The 17,142-nt window shown below is 63.2% G+C and carries 19 protein-coding genes; 11 read left to right on the top strand and 8 right to left on the bottom strand.

The genetic code is table 11. From position 1 onward, the window contains the following. Positions 1–181: 181 nt before the first annotated feature. Entirely contained in the window at positions 182–544 is a 363-nt protein-coding gene (locus EB235_RS02445; RefSeq protein ID WP_027032536.1) for a nuclear transport factor 2 family protein, read from the bottom strand. A 113-nt stretch (positions 545–657) separates the two neighbouring features. On the opposite strand from EB235_RS02445, the gene xylA reads away from it, so the two are divergent. The 3 genes from xylA to EB235_RS02430 all read left to right on the top strand — a co-directional run bounded on the left by xylA (position 658) and on the right by EB235_RS02430 (position 2,934). Next, positions 658–1,983 carry a xylose isomerase gene (gene xylA / locus EB235_RS02440; protein ID WP_027032537.1) on the top strand — a complete coding sequence of 442 codons (1,326 nt, stop codon included), beginning with the start codon at positions 658–660 and terminating at the stop codon, positions 1,981–1,983. A 93-nt stretch (positions 1,984–2,076) separates the two neighbouring features. Beyond that, the gene (locus tag EB235_RS02435; RefSeq protein ID WP_027032538.1) at positions 2,077–2,556 is read left to right on the top strand and encodes a GNAT family N-acetyltransferase; all 480 of its coding nucleotides are present in this window, start codon (positions 2,077–2,079) and stop codon (positions 2,554–2,556) included. A 174-nt stretch (positions 2,557–2,730) separates the two neighbouring features. Beyond that, on the top strand, positions 2,731–2,934 hold the full coding sequence (locus EB235_RS02430) for a hypothetical protein (RefSeq protein WP_027032539.1): 204 nt from the start codon (positions 2,731–2,733) through the stop codon (positions 2,932–2,934). Between the two features lie 14 nt (positions 2,935–2,948). Here EB235_RS02430 and EB235_RS02425 read toward each other — a convergent pair whose 3' ends face one another. Beyond that, complete coding sequence (locus EB235_RS02425; protein ID WP_027032540.1) at positions 2,949–3,929, bottom strand: GlxA family transcriptional regulator; 981 nt, start codon at positions 3,927–3,929, stop codon at positions 2,949–2,951. Between the two features lie 136 nt (positions 3,930–4,065). Here EB235_RS02425 and EB235_RS02420 point away from each other — a divergent pair, with 136 nt between their 5' ends. From EB235_RS02420 to EB235_RS02385, 8 genes are all read left to right on the top strand, one after another. Beyond that, positions 4,066–4,983 carry a 3-keto-5-aminohexanoate cleavage protein gene (locus EB235_RS02420; RefSeq protein WP_027032541.1) on the top strand — a complete coding sequence of 306 codons (918 nt, stop codon included), beginning with the start codon at positions 4,066–4,068 and terminating at the stop codon, positions 4,981–4,983. 20 nt (positions 4,984–5,003) lie between these two features. Beyond that, the gene (locus tag EB235_RS02415; RefSeq protein WP_027032542.1) at positions 5,004–5,633 is read left to right on the top strand and encodes an HD domain-containing protein; all 630 of its coding nucleotides are present in this window, start codon (positions 5,004–5,006) and stop codon (positions 5,631–5,633) included. Further along, positions 5,630–6,724 carry a carnitine 3-dehydrogenase gene (locus EB235_RS02410; RefSeq protein ID WP_027032543.1) on the top strand — a complete coding sequence of 365 codons (1,095 nt, stop codon included), beginning with the start codon at positions 5,630–5,632 and terminating at the stop codon, positions 6,722–6,724. Before EB235_RS02415 ends, EB235_RS02410 begins: the two co-directional genes overlap by 4 nt. A gap of 4 nt (positions 6,725–6,728) precedes the next feature. Beyond that, on the top strand, positions 6,729–7,892 hold the full coding sequence (locus EB235_RS02405) for an acyl-CoA dehydrogenase family protein (protein WP_027032544.1): 1,164 nt from the start codon (positions 6,729–6,731) through the stop codon (positions 7,890–7,892). Positions 7,893–7,958: 66 nt separating this feature from the next. Further along, positions 7,959–10,037: an acetate--CoA ligase family protein gene (locus EB235_RS02400; RefSeq protein ID WP_027032545.1), complete on the top strand. Its 2,079-nt coding sequence runs from the start codon at positions 7,959–7,961 to the stop codon at positions 10,035–10,037. Next, a complete protein-coding gene (locus EB235_RS02395) occupies positions 10,030–10,812 on the top strand; it encodes a carnitinyl-CoA dehydratase (protein ID WP_027032546.1) in 783 nt (260 codons plus the stop codon). Before EB235_RS02400 ends, EB235_RS02395 begins: the two co-directional genes overlap by 8 nt. 124 nt (positions 10,813–10,936) lie before the next feature. After that, positions 10,937–11,875: an alpha/beta hydrolase gene (locus EB235_RS02390; RefSeq protein WP_027032547.1), complete on the top strand. Its 939-nt coding sequence runs from the start codon at positions 10,937–10,939 to the stop codon at positions 11,873–11,875. A gap of 129 nt (positions 11,876–12,004) precedes the next feature. After that, positions 12,005–12,331 carry a hypothetical protein gene (locus tag EB235_RS02385; protein ID WP_080681067.1) on the top strand — a complete coding sequence of 109 codons (327 nt, stop codon included), beginning with the start codon at positions 12,005–12,007 and terminating at the stop codon, positions 12,329–12,331. On the opposite strand, the gene dapA is transcribed toward EB235_RS02385, so the two are convergent. The 6 genes from dapA to EB235_RS02360 form a co-directional block, all read right to left on the bottom strand. After that, the gene (gene dapA, locus EB235_RS02380) at positions 12,290–13,195 is read right to left on the bottom strand and encodes a 4-hydroxy-tetrahydrodipicolinate synthase (RefSeq protein ID WP_245268970.1); all 906 of its coding nucleotides are present in this window, start codon (positions 13,193–13,195) and stop codon (positions 12,290–12,292) included. The genes EB235_RS02385 and dapA overlap by 42 nt on opposite strands. Further along, entirely contained in the window at positions 13,083–13,667 is a 585-nt protein-coding gene (locus EB235_RS34660) for a hypothetical protein (RefSeq protein WP_245268878.1), read from the bottom strand. The genes dapA and EB235_RS34660 overlap by 113 nt, the downstream gene beginning before the upstream one ends. Before the next feature lie 38 nt (positions 13,668–13,705). Beyond that, positions 13,706–13,927 (bottom strand): hypothetical protein, encoded by a 222-nt coding sequence (locus EB235_RS02375; RefSeq protein ID WP_051429750.1) that lies wholly within the window; start codon positions 13,925–13,927, stop codon positions 13,706–13,708. 16 nt (positions 13,928–13,943) lie between these two features. After that, positions 13,944–14,135, bottom strand: coding sequence for a hypothetical protein (locus EB235_RS02370; RefSeq protein ID WP_027032552.1), 192 nt, complete (start codon positions 14,133–14,135; stop codon positions 13,944–13,946). A 192-nt stretch (positions 14,136–14,327) separates the two neighbouring features. Then, complete coding sequence (locus EB235_RS02365; RefSeq protein ID WP_027032553.1) at positions 14,328–15,986, bottom strand: FAD-binding dehydrogenase; 1,659 nt, start codon at positions 15,984–15,986, stop codon at positions 14,328–14,330. 84 nt (positions 15,987–16,070) lie between these two features. Further along, positions 16,071–17,057 (bottom strand): Gfo/Idh/MocA family protein, encoded by a 987-nt coding sequence (locus tag EB235_RS02360; protein ID WP_027032554.1) that lies wholly within the window; start codon positions 17,055–17,057, stop codon positions 16,071–16,073. Positions 17,058–17,142 lie beyond the last annotated feature (85 nt).

Below are 17,142 nucleotides of genomic sequence, written 5' to 3'. Positions count from 1 at the left end.
CCCCTCTGCCCTGCCGGGCATCTCCCCCGCAAGGGGGGAGATTAGCAGCTTTGACGGTGGTGCCAGTCTTGCGAGGTGGGTGATTGGCGACAACGGGAGTGCTAGCCGATCTCCCTCCTTGCGGGGGAGATGGCCGGCAGGCCAGAGGGGGGTGCCTCGCACCTGCCTTGCGCCGAACAACTCAAACAGCCGGAATCTTGTCCAGAAACCCGGTGACGCTCTTCAGCCGGCCGTTCTCGATGATGCCGATATCGGTGCCTTCAATGACCGAAGGTATGCCCTCCGGGCCGAGATTCCAGGAGAAGCGGATTTTGTCGGCAAAGCCGTCCGGCGTGCCTTTCAGCGAGAACCGGAAGCCGGCAAAGCGATTTTGCACGGCATCGATGAGCGCCGCGACGCCGTCATGGCCGTCGCCCTGCATGAGCGGATCACGATAGCTGACGTCTTCGGTGAAGGTGGCCTTGAGCAAATCAGCACGGCGGCCGGCATCGCTTTCGTTCCAGGCGGTGATGTAACCCTCGGCAATTTTGTTGAGGTCGGTCATGGTCTGTCTCCTTTGTTTGATGGCTTTGACATCAGCTTTTTCGATCAGCCCAAGAGCGAAACCAATTACGCCTGAGGTAATCAGGGCGAACTATTCGAGAGAGGACAGAAATCATGAGCAGCGGATTTTTCGGCGACATCCAGAAGATCAAATATGAGGGGCCGGATTCGACCAATCCGCTGGCCTACCGGTTCTACAATCCCGACGAGGTGGTCGCCGGCAAGCGGCTGGAAGACCATCTGCGCTTTGCCGTCGCCTATTGGCATTCCTTCGCCTGGCCGGGCGGCGATCCGTTCGGCGGACAGACTTTCGACCGTCCCTGGTTCCCCAAGGCCGGCGGCGTCGACACGATGGAACTGGCCAAACTCAAGGCCGATGTCGCCTTCGAGATGTTCTCGCTGCTCGGCGCGCCCTATTTCTGCTTCCATGACGCCGATGTGCGGCCCGAGGGCAAGGATTTTTCCGAAAGCGCTGCCCGCCTTGACGAGATCGCGGACTATTTTGCCACCAAGATGAAGCAGACCGGCGTCAAGCTTCTGTGGGGCACGGCGAACCTGTTCTCCAATCGCCGCTTCATGTCGGGCGCCGCCACCAATCCTGATCCGGATGTGTTTGCCTATGCGGCGGCGACGGTGAAAAGCTGCATCGACGTCACCAAGCGGCTGAAGGGCGAGAACTACGTGCTGTGGGGCGGGCGCGAGGGCTATGAGACGCTGCTCAACACCGATCTTGCCCGCGAGCAGGAACAGGCCGGCCGCTTCCTCAGCCTCGTCGTCGACTACAAGCACAAGATCGGCTTCAAGGGCACCATCCTGATCGAGCCGAAGCCGCAGGAGCCGACAAAGCACCAGTACGATTATGACGTCGCCACCGTGTACGGCTTCCTCAAGCGCTTCGGGCTGGAGAAGGAAGTCAAGCTCAACATCGAGCAGGGCCATGCTATTCTCGCCGGCCATTCCTTCGAGCACGAACTGGCGCTGGCCAATGCGCTCGGCGTCTTCGGCTCGATCGACATGAACCGCAACGACTACCAGTCGGGCTGGGACACCGACCAGTTCCCCAACAATGTGCCGGAAATGGCATTGGCCTACTATCAGGTCCTGCAGGCCGGCGGCTTCAAGACCGGCGGCACCAATTTCGACGCGAAGCTGCGCCGCCAGTCGCTTGACCCGCAGGATCTGCTGATCGGCCACATCGGCGGCATGGACTCTTGCGCACGCGGCCTGAAGGCAGCTGCTCGCATGGTCGAGGACAAGGCGCTGTCGGGTCCGCTGGCCGAGCGCTATGCCGGCTGGAACAGCACCGAGGCCAAGGCGATGCTGTCGGGCAAGCGCACGCTAGAGGACATCGCCGAGCGCGTCGTGAAGAAGAAGATCGAGCCGCAGCCGCGCTCCGGCCGCCAGGAACTGCTGGAAAACATAGTCAACCGCTACGTCTGAAGCCTGAGGCTGGCCCGATACCTGCCTGGTGTGGCTGAAAGCCGCCGTGATCGCCTTTTGCTAGTCCGCTCTCCCAAGCGATGGAGAAAGACGATGGCAAACGGGCAGATCACGGTGCGCAAGGCGCGGCAGGGCGATGTCGCGGCTCTGAAGCAGGTGCTTCAGGAAACCTTCGAAGGCACCTGGCTGCCACACATCACCGAGGCGTCGGCGCAGCGCTATATCGAGACCGATATTGGCGGACGCTATGTCGAGGAAAGCTGGCCGGAATTCACCATTGCCGAGATCGACGGCGAGGTAGCCGGGCTGATCCACTGGCGCGGCGACTTCATCGAGGCTGTGCATGTGAGGGCCGGCAATCAGGGCCGGGGCGTCGGCCGCAGGCTGCTGACGCATGCCGAACAGGCGATTAGTGCCACCGGCTTTCCACAGGTGCGGCTCGAGACCGACACGTTCAACGAGCGCGCCCAGGGTGTCTACAAGGCGGTCGGCTATGTCGAAAAGGACCGCTATCCCGACGATGAATGGGACAGCGGCTTTACGACTGTGCTGTTCGAGAACCGGCTGGACTGACGTCCTCTGATTCGGTTTTGGCGCGCAGCACAGCTTTGCGCCAAAGCTCTCATTTGGCGACATGGTTTTGCCCTTTGCCGCCCCTCAATGACCTCGCTCTTGCCTTCAAACTGCCGTCACGTATCTCGTATAAAAGGGGCCTGTGGCGGGTGAAAAGGAAGGAGGCGAACCGATATGCAGCACGAACGCGAAATCGACGCCCTACTCTCATCCGGCGAGACCGGATCGATCATCGACCGGCTGATGGCGCTGCCGCGGCCGACCGACAATGTGAAGAACGAATGGGATCGCGCTGTCAGCAGCCGATTCGAAGTCCGGCTGGTGAGGCAAATGCGCTCGCAGATCGACGCCGGCAGCGATCGACAGAACGCCGCGTAATCCCCCGGATATGATTATCCTCGGCGCAGCCTGACTGGGGCTTCGCCAAAAGCTCTTGAAAACGCTCTGGAAAATGCCGCGGCGGAAGAGAATCCCGTCCGCCCGGCAATATCGGCCATCGCTATCCGCGTGTCGACGACCAGCCGGCGCGCGGCCCCCAGCCGCAGCCTCAGATAATAGGCGCCCGGCGTCTCGCCGATCGACTTGCGAAAGATGCTTTCCAGTGTTCGCGCCGTCACGCCGGCACGCTTTGCGATGGCTTCGATGGTCAGCGGCTGATCGACATGCGCTTCCATCAGCCGAATGGCCTGCGCCAGACGCGGGTCGTAGCCGTCGAGCCGGCCAAGCGAGACCAGCGGCTGCGCATCGGTCGCCACCCGCGCCTGATCGTAGATGAACGCGCTTGCCACATCGAGCGCCACGGCCATGCCGAGCCGGGTGCGAATCAGGTGCAACATCAGATCCAGGGTCGGCGACGCCCCGCCCGTGGTGAACACCGGCCCATCGATGATGTATCGATCGGGGCGCACGTCGACACCGGGAAAGGCGGACGAGAAATCCTCCATGTCCTCCCAATGGGTGGTGGCGCTGCGCCCTTCCAGCAAGCCGGCGCGCGCCACCAGCCATGTGCCGGCCTCGACGCCGCCGCAGGCGCGGGCCGAACGCGCCGCGCGGCGCAGGCCGGCAAGCAGCGCTGACGTGGCATAGTTCTGTGTGCCGAAGCCCGCGACCACGATCAGCACGTCGGTTGGTTCCGTCGCATCGAACCGGCCGCTGACCGCCACGGGCAAGCCGCATGTCGTGACCGGCGCCTCGCCGGTCACCGAAACCAGTTTGAAGTCGAACAAGGTTTCGCCGGCGATACGGTTGGCGGCGCGCAGCGGATCAACGGTGCATGCCACGCACATGATGGACGCCCCGGAAAACACCAGCAGCGTCACCTTGAGCGGCGACTGCTCGGCGCGAAAGATTGTCGCTCTTTCGGTTTTTATCATAGTAGCTTCGTAAAACGTAAAGCAGGATCCCGCAAGCCGCGCAATGTTGTGCGGGTTCCTGTGCATGTCGTTGTCCCAAAACCGGTTCCCACTTTTGGGCGACATGCATGGTTGTTTCGATTGGGAGGAGAATTCCATGCCGCTTGCGATGAACCGTGAGGTTTTCATTACCTGTGCCGTGACCGGATCCGGCGGTTCGCAGGATCGCAGCCCGCATGTACCGCGCTCGCCCAAGCAGATCGCCGATTCGGCCATCGATGCGGCCAAGGCCGGCGCTGCAATCGTCCACTGCCATGTGCGCGACCCCGAGACCGGCAAGCCGCGCCGCGATGTGCATCTCTACCGCGAGGTGACCGAACGCATTCGTGCCGCGAACGTCGACGTCATCCTGAACCTCACCGCCGGCATGGGCGGCGACATGGTGTTCGGTTCGCCCGAGGCGCCGTTGCCGCTCAACGAAAAGGGCACCGACATGGGCGGCGCCACCAACCGCATGGAACATGTGCGCCAGTGCCTGCCGGAAATCTGCACGCTCGACTGCGGCACCATGAACTTCGCCGAGGCCGATTATGTCATGACCAACACGCCCGGCATGCTGCGCGCCATGGGCGGCATGATGACGGCGCTCGGCGTCAAGCCCGAGATCGAGGCCTTCGACACCGGCCATCTCTGGTTCGCCAAGCAGCTGGTCGAGGAAAAGGTCCTAAACGCGGACGCGCTTGTGCAATTGTGCATGGGCGTGCCGTGGGGAGCGCCTGACGACCTCAACACCTTCATGGCTATGGTCAACAACGTGCCGTCGACCTGGAACTGGTCGGCCTTCGCCATCGGCCGCAACCAGATGGCCTATGCGGCCGCTGCCGTTTTGGCCGGCGGCAATGTCCGCGTCGGTCTCGAAGACAATCTGTGGCTCGACAAGGGCGTGCTCGCCACCAATGCACAGCTCGTCGAGCGCGCCGCCAGCATCGTCACCAATCTCGGGGCCAGGATCCTGGGACCGGAGGAAGTGCGCCAGAAGCTCAACCTGACCAAACGGGCGCCAATAGCAGCTTAATTCAATCGCTGGAGATCGACATGACAACCGTCAAATTCACCGCGATGAAGGATGGCGACAAGGACGATTACGAGTTCCTGACCGAGCATGAGATCGACTATGCCGCCAAGACCGGCGAGCGATTGCTCGACGCGCTGGTGCAGCTCGATGAAGGCCTGTCGGGATACAAGATCACCCGGCTAGGCCATTCGCTGCAGGCGGCGACGCGTGCCTGGCGCGACGGCGCCGACACGGACTGGATCGCGTGTGCCGTGCTGCATGACATTGGCGACATCTATGCGCCTTACAATCACGACGAATACGCCGCTTCGATCCTGAAACCCTTCGTGCGCGAGCAATGCACCTGGGTGGTGGAAAAGCACGGCGATTTCCAGCGCCTCTATTACGCCCACCATCTCGGCGGCAACCGGCATGCCCGCGACCGCTTCGCCGGTCATGCCTATTTCGACGATTGCGACCAGTTTTGCGAACGCTGGGACCAGTCGAGCTTCGACCCTGACTACGAGACGCTGCCGATCGAATTTTTCAGACCCTTCGTGCTCGAAGTCTTTGCCCGTAAGGCCTACGACCCCGCGGTGATCCGCGCCGGCGAGCGCGTGCCTCTCATCGATCCAGAAACTGCCAAGACAAGAACCGGAGCCTCAGCATGAGCATCATTAACAAGGCGGCCGCCATTGGTGGCGGTGTCATCGGCGCCGGCTGGGTGGCGCGGCTGCTCTTGAACGGCATCGACGTGTCGATCTTCGATCCCGATCCCGAAGCCTCGCGCAAGGTCTCGGAAGTGATGAAGGGCGCGCGCCGGGCCTACAAGCAGATGGTGCCCGGCGGCTTGCCGAAAGAGGGCAAGCTGACCTTCGCCAAGACCATTGCCGAGGCGGTGGCCGATGCCGATTTCATCCAGGAAAGCGTGCCGGAACGGCTCGACCTCAAGCACAAGGTGCTGGCCGAGATCGATGCCCGTGCGCCGGCCAACGCCATTGTCGGCTCGTCGACATCAGGCATCAAGCCGACCGACATGCAGGTGGCGATGAAGAAGCATCCCGAGCGGCTGGTCGTCGGCCACCCGTTCAATCCGGTCTATCTCCTGCCGCTGGTCGAGATCGTCGGCGGCGAGCAGACCTTCCCGGAGGCGATCGAGGTCGCCAAGGAGATCTATGCGTCGATCGGCATGAAGCCTGTCGTCATCCGCAAGGAGATCGAGGCCTTCGTCGGCGACCGCTTGCTCGAAGCCGCATGGCGCGAGGCGCTGTGGCTGATCAAGGACGGCATCTGCACCGTCGAGGAACTCGACGACATCATGCGCTACGGTTTCGGCCTGCGCTGGGCGCAGATGGGCATGTTCCAGGTCTATCGCGTCGCTGGCGGCGAAGCCGGCATGCGCCACTTCATGGCCCAGTTCGGGCCGTGCCTGAAATGGCCATGGACCAAGCTGATGGACGTGCCGGAATTCAACGACGAGCTGGTCGACCTGATCGCCACCCAGTCGGATGACCAGGCGCATGGCCTGTCGATCCGCGAACTGGAAAAGATCCGCGACGACAATCTGGTCGCCATCATGGATGCGCTGTCGAAGCAGAACAAGGGCAAGGGCTGGGGTGCCGGCGCGCTGCACAAGGACTATACCAGGCAGCTGGCCAAGCTGGCGGCCAAGAAGCCGGCTGCCTCCAAGGCAGCCGAAAAAGCCAAGGCCTCCAAGCCGGTGAAAAAGGCCGAAAAGCCGAAGAAAAAGAAGAAGGGCTGAGACCATGGATTTCGGTCTGTCGGAGGAACAGAAACTCATTGTCGAGACGACGCGCGCCTTCGTCGAGAATGAGCTTTACCCGCATGAGCGCGAAGTGGAGCGCACTGGCGTGCTGCGCCGTGACCTGATCGAGGAGATCAAGGTCAAGGCGATCGAAGCCGGCCTCTACGCCGCCAACATGCCGGCCGATGTCGGCGGCGCGGGGCTGGATACGGTGACGTGGCTGCTCTACGAAAAGGAACTCGGCCGCGCCAACTACGCGCTGCACTGGACCTGCGTGGCGCGTCCCTCCAACATCCTTCTCGCCGGCACGCCGGAGCAGCGCGAAAAGTACCTGTTCCCTTGCATCCGTGGCGAGAAATGGGACTGCCTTGCGATGACCGAGCCTGGCGCCGGTTCGGATCTGCGCGGCATGAAGGCGACCGCGGTGCAGGATGGCGACGACTGGGTGCTCAACGGCACCAAGCACTTTATCTCCCACGCCGATCTCGCCGATTTCGCCATCGTCTTCATGGCTTCGGGCGAAGAGGATTCGCCGCGTGGCAAGCGCAAGAAGATCACCGCCTTCTTCGTCGACAAGGGCACCAAGGGTTTTACGGTGCGCGACGGCTACCGCAACGTCTCGCATCGCGGCTACACCAACGCCATCCTCGAATTCGATGATTGCCGCCTGCCGGCATCCCAGGTTCTGGGTGAAGTGCATAAGGGTTTCGACGTTGCCAATTCCTGGCTCGGCGCCACCCGGCTGCAGGTCGGCGCCACCTGCCTCGGCCGCGCCGAGCGGGCGCTTGGCCATGCGGTCGAATATGCCGCACAGCGCCAGCAGTTCGGCCAGCAGATCGGCAAGTTCCAGGGCGTGTCGTTCAAGCTCGCCGACATGGCGACCGAACTCAAGGCCGCCGACCTGATGGTGTTCGAAGCCGGCTGGAAGTACGATCAGGGCACCGTCACCGACCAGGACATGGCCATGGCCAAGCTGAAGGCCACCGAAATGCTCGCTTTCGTCGCCGACGAAGCAATCCAGATCCATGGCGGCATGGGCCTGATGGACGACCTGCCGTTGGAGCGCATCTGGCGCGACGCCCGCGTCGAGCGCATCTGGGAAGGCACTTCGGAAATTCAGCGACATATTATTTCGCGGGCGCTGCTGCGTCCGTTCGGGGCTTAGAGCATGATCGCCAAAAGCCGGAGTTCGGCTTTTGAGACAAAATGATGCTCAAACGAAAAGATGACCATGCATAAACTCGAACGTCTCCTGCGCCCGAAATCGATCGCCGTCTTCGGTGGCGTGCAAGCGGCCGCGGTCGTTGCGCAATCGATCAAGATGGGCTTTGCCGGCGAAATCTGGCCTGTGCATCCGACCAAGGACGAGGTCGCCGGGCGCAAGGCCTATCGTTCCGTCGCCGAATTGCCCGGCGCGCCCGATGCGGCCTTTGTCGGCGTCAACAGGCATCTGACCATCGAGGTCATCAAGGCGCTGGCCGAGCGCGGCGCTGGCGGCGCCGTCTGCTTTGCCGCCGGTTTCCTCGAGACCGAGGCCTATGACGATGATGGCGAACGGCTGCAGGCCGAACTGGTCGCGGCCGCCGGACAGATGCCGATCATCGGGCCGAACTGCTATGGCCTGATCAACTATGCCGACGGCGCGCTGCTGTGGCCCGACCAGCATGGCGGCATCAGGCTGGAGGAAGGCGGCAAAGGCGTCGCCATCATCACCCAGTCGTCCAACATCGCCATCAACATGACGATGCAGAAGCGCGGCCTGCCCATCGCCTTCCTGATGACAGCCGGTAACCAGGCGCAGACCGGCCTGTCCGAAATGGCGCTCGGCCTGATCGAGGACGACCGGGTCACCTCGCTCGGCCTGCACATTGAGGCCTTCGATTCGGTAGCCGGCTTCGAACGGTTGGCCGCCAGGGCGCGCGAGCTGAAAAAGCCGATCATCGCCATGAAGGTCGGCCGCTCCGAACAGGCGCGGCAGGCAACTGTCTCGCACACTGCCTCGCTGGCCGGCTCGGACGCGGCATCGGGTGCCTTCCTGAGGCGGCTCGGCATCGCCCGCGTCGATTCCATTCCTGCCTTCATCGAGGCGTTGAAGCTCTTGCACATCACCGGCCCGCTGCCCGGCTATAGGCTGTCATCGATGAGCTGTTCGGGCGGCGAGGCTTCCGTGATGGCCGACAGCGCCGAAGGCCGCTGGGTCAACTTCCCGGTGCTGACGGAAAAACACCGCGCCCACGTCAAATCAACGCTCGGGCCGCTGGTCGCGGTCGCCAACCCGTTGGATTATCACACCTTCATCTGGAACAACGAGCCGGCGATGACCGCCACCTTCACCGCCATGGTATCGGGCGGTTTCGACCTCAACATGCTGGTGCTCGATTTCCCGCGTCCGGACCGATGCTCGGTCACCGACTGGTGGGCGACGCTGCGCGCTTTCGAATCGGCGTTGAAGACCAATAAGGCGCATGGCGCTATCGTTTCCTCGCTGCCTGAAAACCTGCCGGAAGAATATACCGCCGAGCTGATGGCGCGTGGCATGGTGCCATTGTTCGGCATTTCGGAGGCGATGGATGCCGCAGGCGCTGCGGCCTTCATCGGCTGGGCCTGGGCTGAACCGCAGGCGCAGCCGATTGACACGTCCGCTTCCGGTGCTGCCGGCGGCGGTCACGTTACGCCCGACGAGGCTGAAGCCAAGGCGCGGCTGATCAAGGCCGGGCTTCCAGTGCCGAAGGGCGAGCGCGCCGGCAATGCGGTCGAGGCGGTCATCTCGTCGATGGCGCTCGGCTTTCCCGTCGCCCTGAAGGCCCTAGGGGTTGCCCATAAATCCGAGGTTGGCGCTGTCAGGCTCAACCTCAGGGATGCCGAATCCGTCAGCACGGCGGCGCATGATCTGCTGCCGCTCGGCACGGGCCTCTATGTCGAGCGCATGGTGCGCGACGGCGTTGCCGAACTGATCGTCGGCTTCACCAGGGATCCGATGTTCGGTGCTGTGATGACGCTGGGCACCGGCGGCGTGCTGGTTGAATTGCTGCGTGACAGCGTGACGCTGATGCTGCCGGCAACCCGTGACGACATCGAGGCCGCGCTGCGCGGCCTCAAACTGTTCCCGCTGCTTGAAGGCTATCGCGGTCGGCCGAAGGCCGACGTCGCTTCTGCCATCGACGCCATCGCGGGCATTGCCGGATTCGTGCAGAAGAATGCCGGCGAGATCGAGGAACTCGACATCAACCCGCTGATCGTCTGCGTCGAAGGCAAGGGTGCCTGGATCGCCGACGCGCTGCTGGTGCTGGGAGAAGACAAGAATGTCTGACGTCATTTCAACCCGCCGCGAAGGCACCATTCTCGAGGTCACGCTCGATCGGCCCAAGGCCAACGCCATCGATCTCAAGACCTCGCGGCTGATGGGCGAAACCTTCAAGGCGTTCCGTGACGATCCGGACCTGCGCGTCGCCATCGTCAAGACATCAGGCGACAAGTTCTTCTGCGCCGGCTGGGACCTGAAGGCGGCCGCCAGCGGCGATGCGGTCGACGGCGATTACGGCGTCGGCGGCTTTGCCGGCCTGCAGGAATTGCGCGACTTGAACAAGCCGGTCATTGCTTGCGTCAACGGCATGGCGGTGGGCGGCGGCTTCGAACTGGCGCTGTCATGCGACCTCATCTACGCATCAGACCATTCGTCCTTCGCGCTGCCCGAAATCCGCGCCGGCACGCTGGCCGACGCGGCGACGATCAAGCTGCCCAAGCGCATCCCCTACCATGTCGCCATGGACCTCCTGCTCACCGGCCGCTGGATGGATGTCGCCGAGGCGCATCGCTGGGGCCTGGTCAACGAGGTGCTGCCCAAGGAAAAGCTCGAGGATCGCGTCTGGGAGATCGCAAGGCTGCTCGCCGGCGGCCCGCCGCTGGTCTTCGCCGCGATCAAGGAGACGGCACGGGTGGCCGAGTCCCTGACCTTCCAGGATGCGATGAACCGCGTGACGCGGCGCCAGCTGGCGACGGTCGATGCGCTCTATGGTTCGGAGGACAATATGGAAGGGTTTCGAGCCTTCGCGGAGAAGCGCGATCCGGTGTGGAAGGGGAAGTGAGCCACTTTACCCTCCCCTTGATGGGGAGGGTCGGACCGAAGGTCCGGGGTGGGGTGAAGCGCCGCCACCCCCACCCGCCGCTCTGCGGCGACCTCCCCCATCAAGGGGGAGGTAAAGGAGCTCCATGACCGACTACAAAACCCTTATCGACGCCGAGACCTGGGCCTTCATCGAGCGGACCAACTCCTACTACCCGCCCGATACGATTGACTACACGATCACCCAACAGCGCGCGATTTACGACCGCATGTGCCGGGAATTCTTTGCCGGCTATCCCCAGGGTGTCACGGCCGAAACCTCTTCGATAGCAACGCCCACGTACCACATTCCGATCCGCATCTACCGCACCGCCCCGCAACCGGCAGCGACAGTGCTCTACATCCATGGCGGCGGCTTCATCCTTGGCGGGTTGGACAGCCATGACGATGTCTGCGCCGAGCTCTGCGCTCGCACCGGCTACGAGGTGATTTCGGTCGACTACCGGCTGGCGCCGGAGTATCTGCATCCAGCCGCCTTCGACGATGCGATGAACGCCTCCGCATGGGCTGCGTCCACCCGCGAACGCCCCATCCTGCTCTGCGGCGACAGCGCCGGCGGCAATCTCTGCGCCGCCGTCAGCCACGCCACGCGCGGCCACGCGAAAAGGCCGGTCGGCCAGGTGCTGATCTATCCCGGTCTCGGCGGCGACCGCTCGAAGGGCTCCTATGTCACGCACGCCGAAGCGCCGATGCTGACCATGCGTGATCTCGAATTCTACAAGCATATTCGCACCGGCGGCGCGGACCGGACCGGCGATGTAACGCTGTCAGCACTGGCCGACACCGACTTCGCCAATTTGCCGCCGACAGTGCTGATCACCGCGCAGTGTGACCCGCTGTCTTCAGACGGCGAGACCTATCGTGACCTTGTCATCGCCGCAGGCGGGCGCGCCACCTGGTTCGAGGAACCGGGCTTGGTGCACGGCTATCTCAGGGCACGGCACACGGTCGGTCGCGCCCGCGAAAGTTTCACGCGGATCGTCGATGCGGTGGCGGCGCTTGGACAAGGCTCCTGGCGCTGGTGAGCGCCGTCGCACCTATGCGGCCTTTATAACTGAGGCCAAAACCTGCTCTCGAATTCCTATGCAGCCAGCGACTATGTAATTCCGGGCCGCCGCTTGACCGGCAGCCGGAACGACTGGCTTCGGACGACCATGAGATTACATTCAGTCTGGCTGACCTCAAGGGCCAGCCGCAGGGTGCCGACGGAGTATTTCGTCCTGGCAAACCTTAGAGAAGAGGGGGCGATCATCGGCCGACTCGCCGGTCACCCCATCGCCGATACGGTCGTTGATGCAAGAGGCCGGCGATACCATTTTGTCGGTGTTGCAACGCGTGACGCCAGTGGACGCTTCGATGTCGAAGCGCTCCGGGCTGGTGAATGGATCGTCCAGCCCGGACTGGTCTATGCCGCCGATGGTGAGGTGCGCAGGCCTCTGTCAGAATTGGCGCTGCGCATTCGCGGCCGCCGCCGGCCTTGACTGGCCGATCCTGAATCCAGCCTCGCTCAGCCCCAACATCGCCTCTCGGATCGCAGTTGCGGTTTCAGGGCGAACAGCTGTCATCGGCAAGCGGACATCCGGGCTCATGCCAAGCGCCACGCTGAGCGCATATTTGACCGGCGCGGGATTGCTCTCCAGTTCAAGCGCCGCGATCAGCGGCCGCAAGCGGTGGTGGATGGCTCGCGCGGTGTGGTGGTCGCCCTGCCGGCACGCATCATGCATCTCCACGCACAGCCGCGGCGCGACGTTGGAGACCACCGAGATCGTTCCGCGCCCGCCCATCGTGTTGAAGCCGAACGATGTCGCGTCGTGACCGGAGAGGCAGATGAAGCGGCGCCTGAGCACAGCCGGAAGCATGGATAGCCGGCTCACATCGCCGGTGGCGTCCTTGATGCCGATAATGGTCGGAATCTGCGCCAGGCGTTCGATCGTCTCCTCGGACAGGTCGACGCCGGTTCGCGCCGGCACATTGTAGACGATGATCGGTATCCTGACCTTGGCCGCGACCGCTTCAAAATGGCGAAAGATCCCTTCCTGGCTCGGCCTGTTGTAGTAGGGCGTCACGATCAGGGCGGCGTCGGCACCAAAGGCTTCGGCGGCTGTCGAAAAGGCGATCGTCGTCTCTGTGCTGTTGGTTCCGGTGCCGGCAATGATTGGCACCCTGCCGCCGGCGATTTTCACACACAGCGCGATGATGTCGAGGCGCTCCTCCCACGACAGGGTCGGGGCCTCACCTGTGGTGCCGCATGGGACCAGCCCGTTGATCCCTTGTTCGATCTGCCAGCGCAACAGAGCGGTCAGCTGCTTCAGATCGACCTCGCCGTCGGTGAGCGGCGTTACCAGCGCGGTCATCGCTCCGGTCAGGCGCATTCGGGCTTGTTCTGGGGTCATGGCAATCAGAGTCTCCTGGATGAATTTTTGGATGCACCGTCTTTTCGAGGTGCGAGGAAAGCAGGGCCGACAGCAGCGCTGCAGCCAGATCGATGTGGTCCGCTTCGATTGTGCCGGCCCCGACCGTTGTTCCTGCGGATGTCATTTGGATGGAACAGAGCCAGCGCGCGCCGGCTTTGCCGATGGCCGACACCGAACGCTCCGGCTTCGACGAAGCGACGAGCAGGAGGACGGCGTCGAGCATGGCGCCGGCCTCGACCAGGCCGGCAAATCGCCGACCTTGTCGGGACGATCTGTCGAGTGACAGGGCGCGTGCCGCCTCCCAGAGCTGGTGCTCAAGCAGCCTGCCGACATGCGGCAGGCGATCAAGCAATCCGGCGAGATCGGCGCTGTTGGGCGCAGCAATGGTGTTGGAATTGTGCATGGCCAGATCGTTCCGATCAGTTCGGAACCGGGCGCGGCTCAATTGAACAGGGAAAGCCGCACACTTGCCGGGGCGAAGCGGATCGCTCCGGCGCGATGGCCGCTTTCCATCGTGGCGAAACGGACAGCGGAATTCCGGTCGGCAAAAACGCCGCCGGTCTGGCCCTCCTCGTCACGCGCGATCCAGTGGCCTTCGCCATCGCGCCCGACGACGAAGCGGTGAAGGGCATTTCCGTCGGGAGGAATAGGGGAACTTTGCATGGTTATCTCCTGTCTCTCAGGAAAGCTGGGCAGCGATCGCGGCGGCGGCCAGCAAGGCGCCGACGACCAGGAGCCACCATGTCGGTGTGAACGGCGCGACCAGGCTGACCGGCGCGCGATTGCTGTTGGCCGCACGCCTGATCTGTTCGACCTGCGACGCCGGCAACGGACGATGGGTGGGCAGATAGAGCCCGTCTGAGAGGAACATCGAAGACTTCCTTCTTTCTGTAACTGCCACCACGAGGTGGCGACTGCCTGCAGCGGCTCAGCACCGGCTGCACTCAGAAAGATAAAAGCATCGGCATTTGTATTCGAGGCGGGCGAAATCTGAAAAATATAAAAAAGTCATATGTTTATCGCCCGGGCGTATAGGGCCTCAGGCGACAGCGATGGCGTCGTTTTACGCCACCGAGGCAGTAGCTGCCCGGCCGGCGCTGCGGCCGGAAAAGATGCAGCCGCCAAGGAAGGTGCCTTCCAGCGCCGCATAGCCATGCACGCCGCCGCCGCCGAATCCGGCGGCTTCGCCGACGGCGTAGAGCCCGGGCACCGGCTGGCCATCGGCGCCCAGCACGCGACTGTCGAGATCGGTCTGTAGGCCGCCCAGCGTCTTGCGCGTCAGGATGTTGAGGCGCACCGCGATCAGCGGGCCGTTTGCCGGGTCGAGCATCTTGTGCGGCTTGGCCGTGCGGATCAGCCTGTCACCGAGATAGGCGCGCGCACCGCGCAAGGCGGTGACCTGCATGTCCTTGGAGAACGGATTGTCGAGCTGTCGGTCGCGAGCACGGATTTCGCGCTCCACCTGTGCGACGTCGAGCAGCGGCTCGCCGCCGGCCAGCGCATTCATGCGCGCCACCAGCTTCGAAAGGTCGGCCTCGACAATAAAGTCCTCGCCTTTCTCCATGAACGCTTTCACCGGGCCGGGAATCCCCGAAGTGGCGCGGCCGAGCACCTGGCGCCAGCTCTTGCCCGTCAAATCCGGATTCTGTTCCGAGCCCGACAGCGCGAACTCCTTCTGGATGATTTTCCTGGTCAGGATGAACCAGGAATAATCGAAACCGGTGCTCATGATATGGCTGAGCGTGCCCAGCGTGTCGAAGCCGGGATAGAGCGGCACCGGCAGGCGTTTTCCCCTGGCATCGAGCCACAGCGACGACGGACCGGGCAGGATGCGGATGGCATGGTCGGTCCAGATCGGCGCCCAGTTCTTGATGCCCTCGACATAGTGCCACATGCGGTCGCGGTTGATGATCGAGCCGCCGGCCGCTTCGGTGATGGCCAGCATGCGGCCGTCGACATGGTCGGGCACGCCGGTGATCATGCGCTTGGGAGCGGCGCCCAGCCGCTTGGGCCAGTTTTCCCGCACCAGCTGATGGTTGGCGCCGATGCCGCCGGAGGCGACGATCACCGCTTGCGCATGCAGCTCGAAATCGCCTGCTATGTCGCGCGAGCTCTTGTGGCCGCGCTCGACCGTGCTCGGCCCGAGGATATCGCCGCGAACGCCGGTTATGGTTGAGCCTGTCCGCGTCAGTTCATTGGCCCGGTGGCGGAACTTGAAGTCGATCAACCCACGTTTCTGCGCCTCGCGCACGCGCAGGACAAAAGGTTCAAGCACACCGGGTCCGGTGCCCCAGGTGATGTGGAAGCGCGGCACCGAATTGCCATGGCCGATGGCATTGCCGCCGCCCCGCTCTGCCCAGCCGACCACGGGAAAGAATTTCAAGCCGCGTTGCATCAGCCAGGAGCGCTTTTCGCCGGCGGCGAAGCCGACATAGGCCTCCGCCCATTTGCGCGGCCAGAAATCCTCCGGCCGGTCGAAGGCGGCGGTGCCCATCCAGTCCTCGAGCGCCAGATCATGCGAATCGCGGATGCGCATGCGCCGCTGTTCAGGCGAATCGACGAGGAAAAGCCCACCGAACGACCAGAACGCCTGGCCGCCCAGCGACTGCTCCGGCTCCTGGTCGACGATGATGATCTTCTTGCCGGCCTCGGCAAGCTCGGCGGCGGCAACCAGCCCGGCAAGGCCGGCACCGACAATGATCACGTCCGCGTCGTCAGCCATTTTTCCTCCCCAGGATTAGCCGGCTAACGCCATTCCAGGAAAAGTGTGAGCGGTTTTCCGTCCGGAATTGCGTCAAACAAAGAGTTAGACAGCTTCCCAGCCATCCTTGCCGCCGGCGCGGAAGATGGCGTCGATGACCTTCTGGTTGAGCACAGACTCCTCCAGCGTGAAGACGCGCTCCTTGCCGCCCTGTGCCGTGCGCGCGAAGGTCTCGACCTCCAGCCGGTACTGCTGGGTGCCGGGGAAGCGAAACACCTGTGCTTCGGTGTGGTTCTGGTTGTGCAGTTCGACGCGGTGATGGTCGTAAAGTCCGGCATTGAATGGCGAGAACACCTCGATAAAACCCTTCTCGCCGTGGAACACCATCACCTGGCGCGCCGCCATCTGCGTCGACAAATAGAAGGACAGCTCGAAGTCGCCGAAATCGGCGCGGATCGAGGAATAGATGTCGGTACCGAATTTCTTGTCGCGCTCGATCGTCGCCTGCACACGGCTAGGCTCCTTGCCGGTAGAGAACCGCGTCGACACCGTCGGGTAGACACCGATATCGGGCAGCGCGCCGCCGCCGAGATCGAGCTGGTTGCGCATGTTGTTGGGGTCGACATTGTAGTAGGAGAACGCGCCCTGCACATGGCGCAGCCGGCCGATGGCGCCACTGGCGATGAGGTCGCGCACCTTGATCCATTGCGGGTGATAGATGACCATGAAGGCTTCGCAGACCAGTACTTTCTTGGCGTCGCGCAACTTGATCAGGGGGGCGATGTCCTTGGCGTCGAGTGCCAGCGGCTTTTCGACCAGCACATGTTTTCCCGCCTCGATTGCTTTCGCCGCCCATTCGACATGCTGCGATGTCGGCAACGGGATGTAGACGCCATCGACGTCCTTCGAGGCTAGCAGTTCCTCATAGGAGCCGAACGCATGACGCGCTCCGAAGCGCTCGGCCAAGGCCTTGGCCTTAGACAGGTCACGGCTGGCGATCGCCGACAGCACGCCGTTCTCGGCCTCGACCATTGCCGGCAACAAATGCTCGCGGCCGATCTTGGCCGTCGACAGAACACCCCATCGGAACATCACGCTTCTCCATGCCGAATTACAGGCGAGGAGATTTGCCTGAAATCTGCGGAAAAGCCAATGCGGGGTGTCGGTTTCCTCGGCC

The organism is Mesorhizobium loti R88b, assembly GCF_013170845.1.
GTDB classification, from domain to species: domain Bacteria; phylum Pseudomonadota; class Alphaproteobacteria; order Rhizobiales; family Rhizobiaceae; genus Mesorhizobium; species Mesorhizobium loti_B.
Note: the sequence above shows the minus strand (reverse complement) of the source record. Positions and strands in the feature narration are given on the sequence as shown.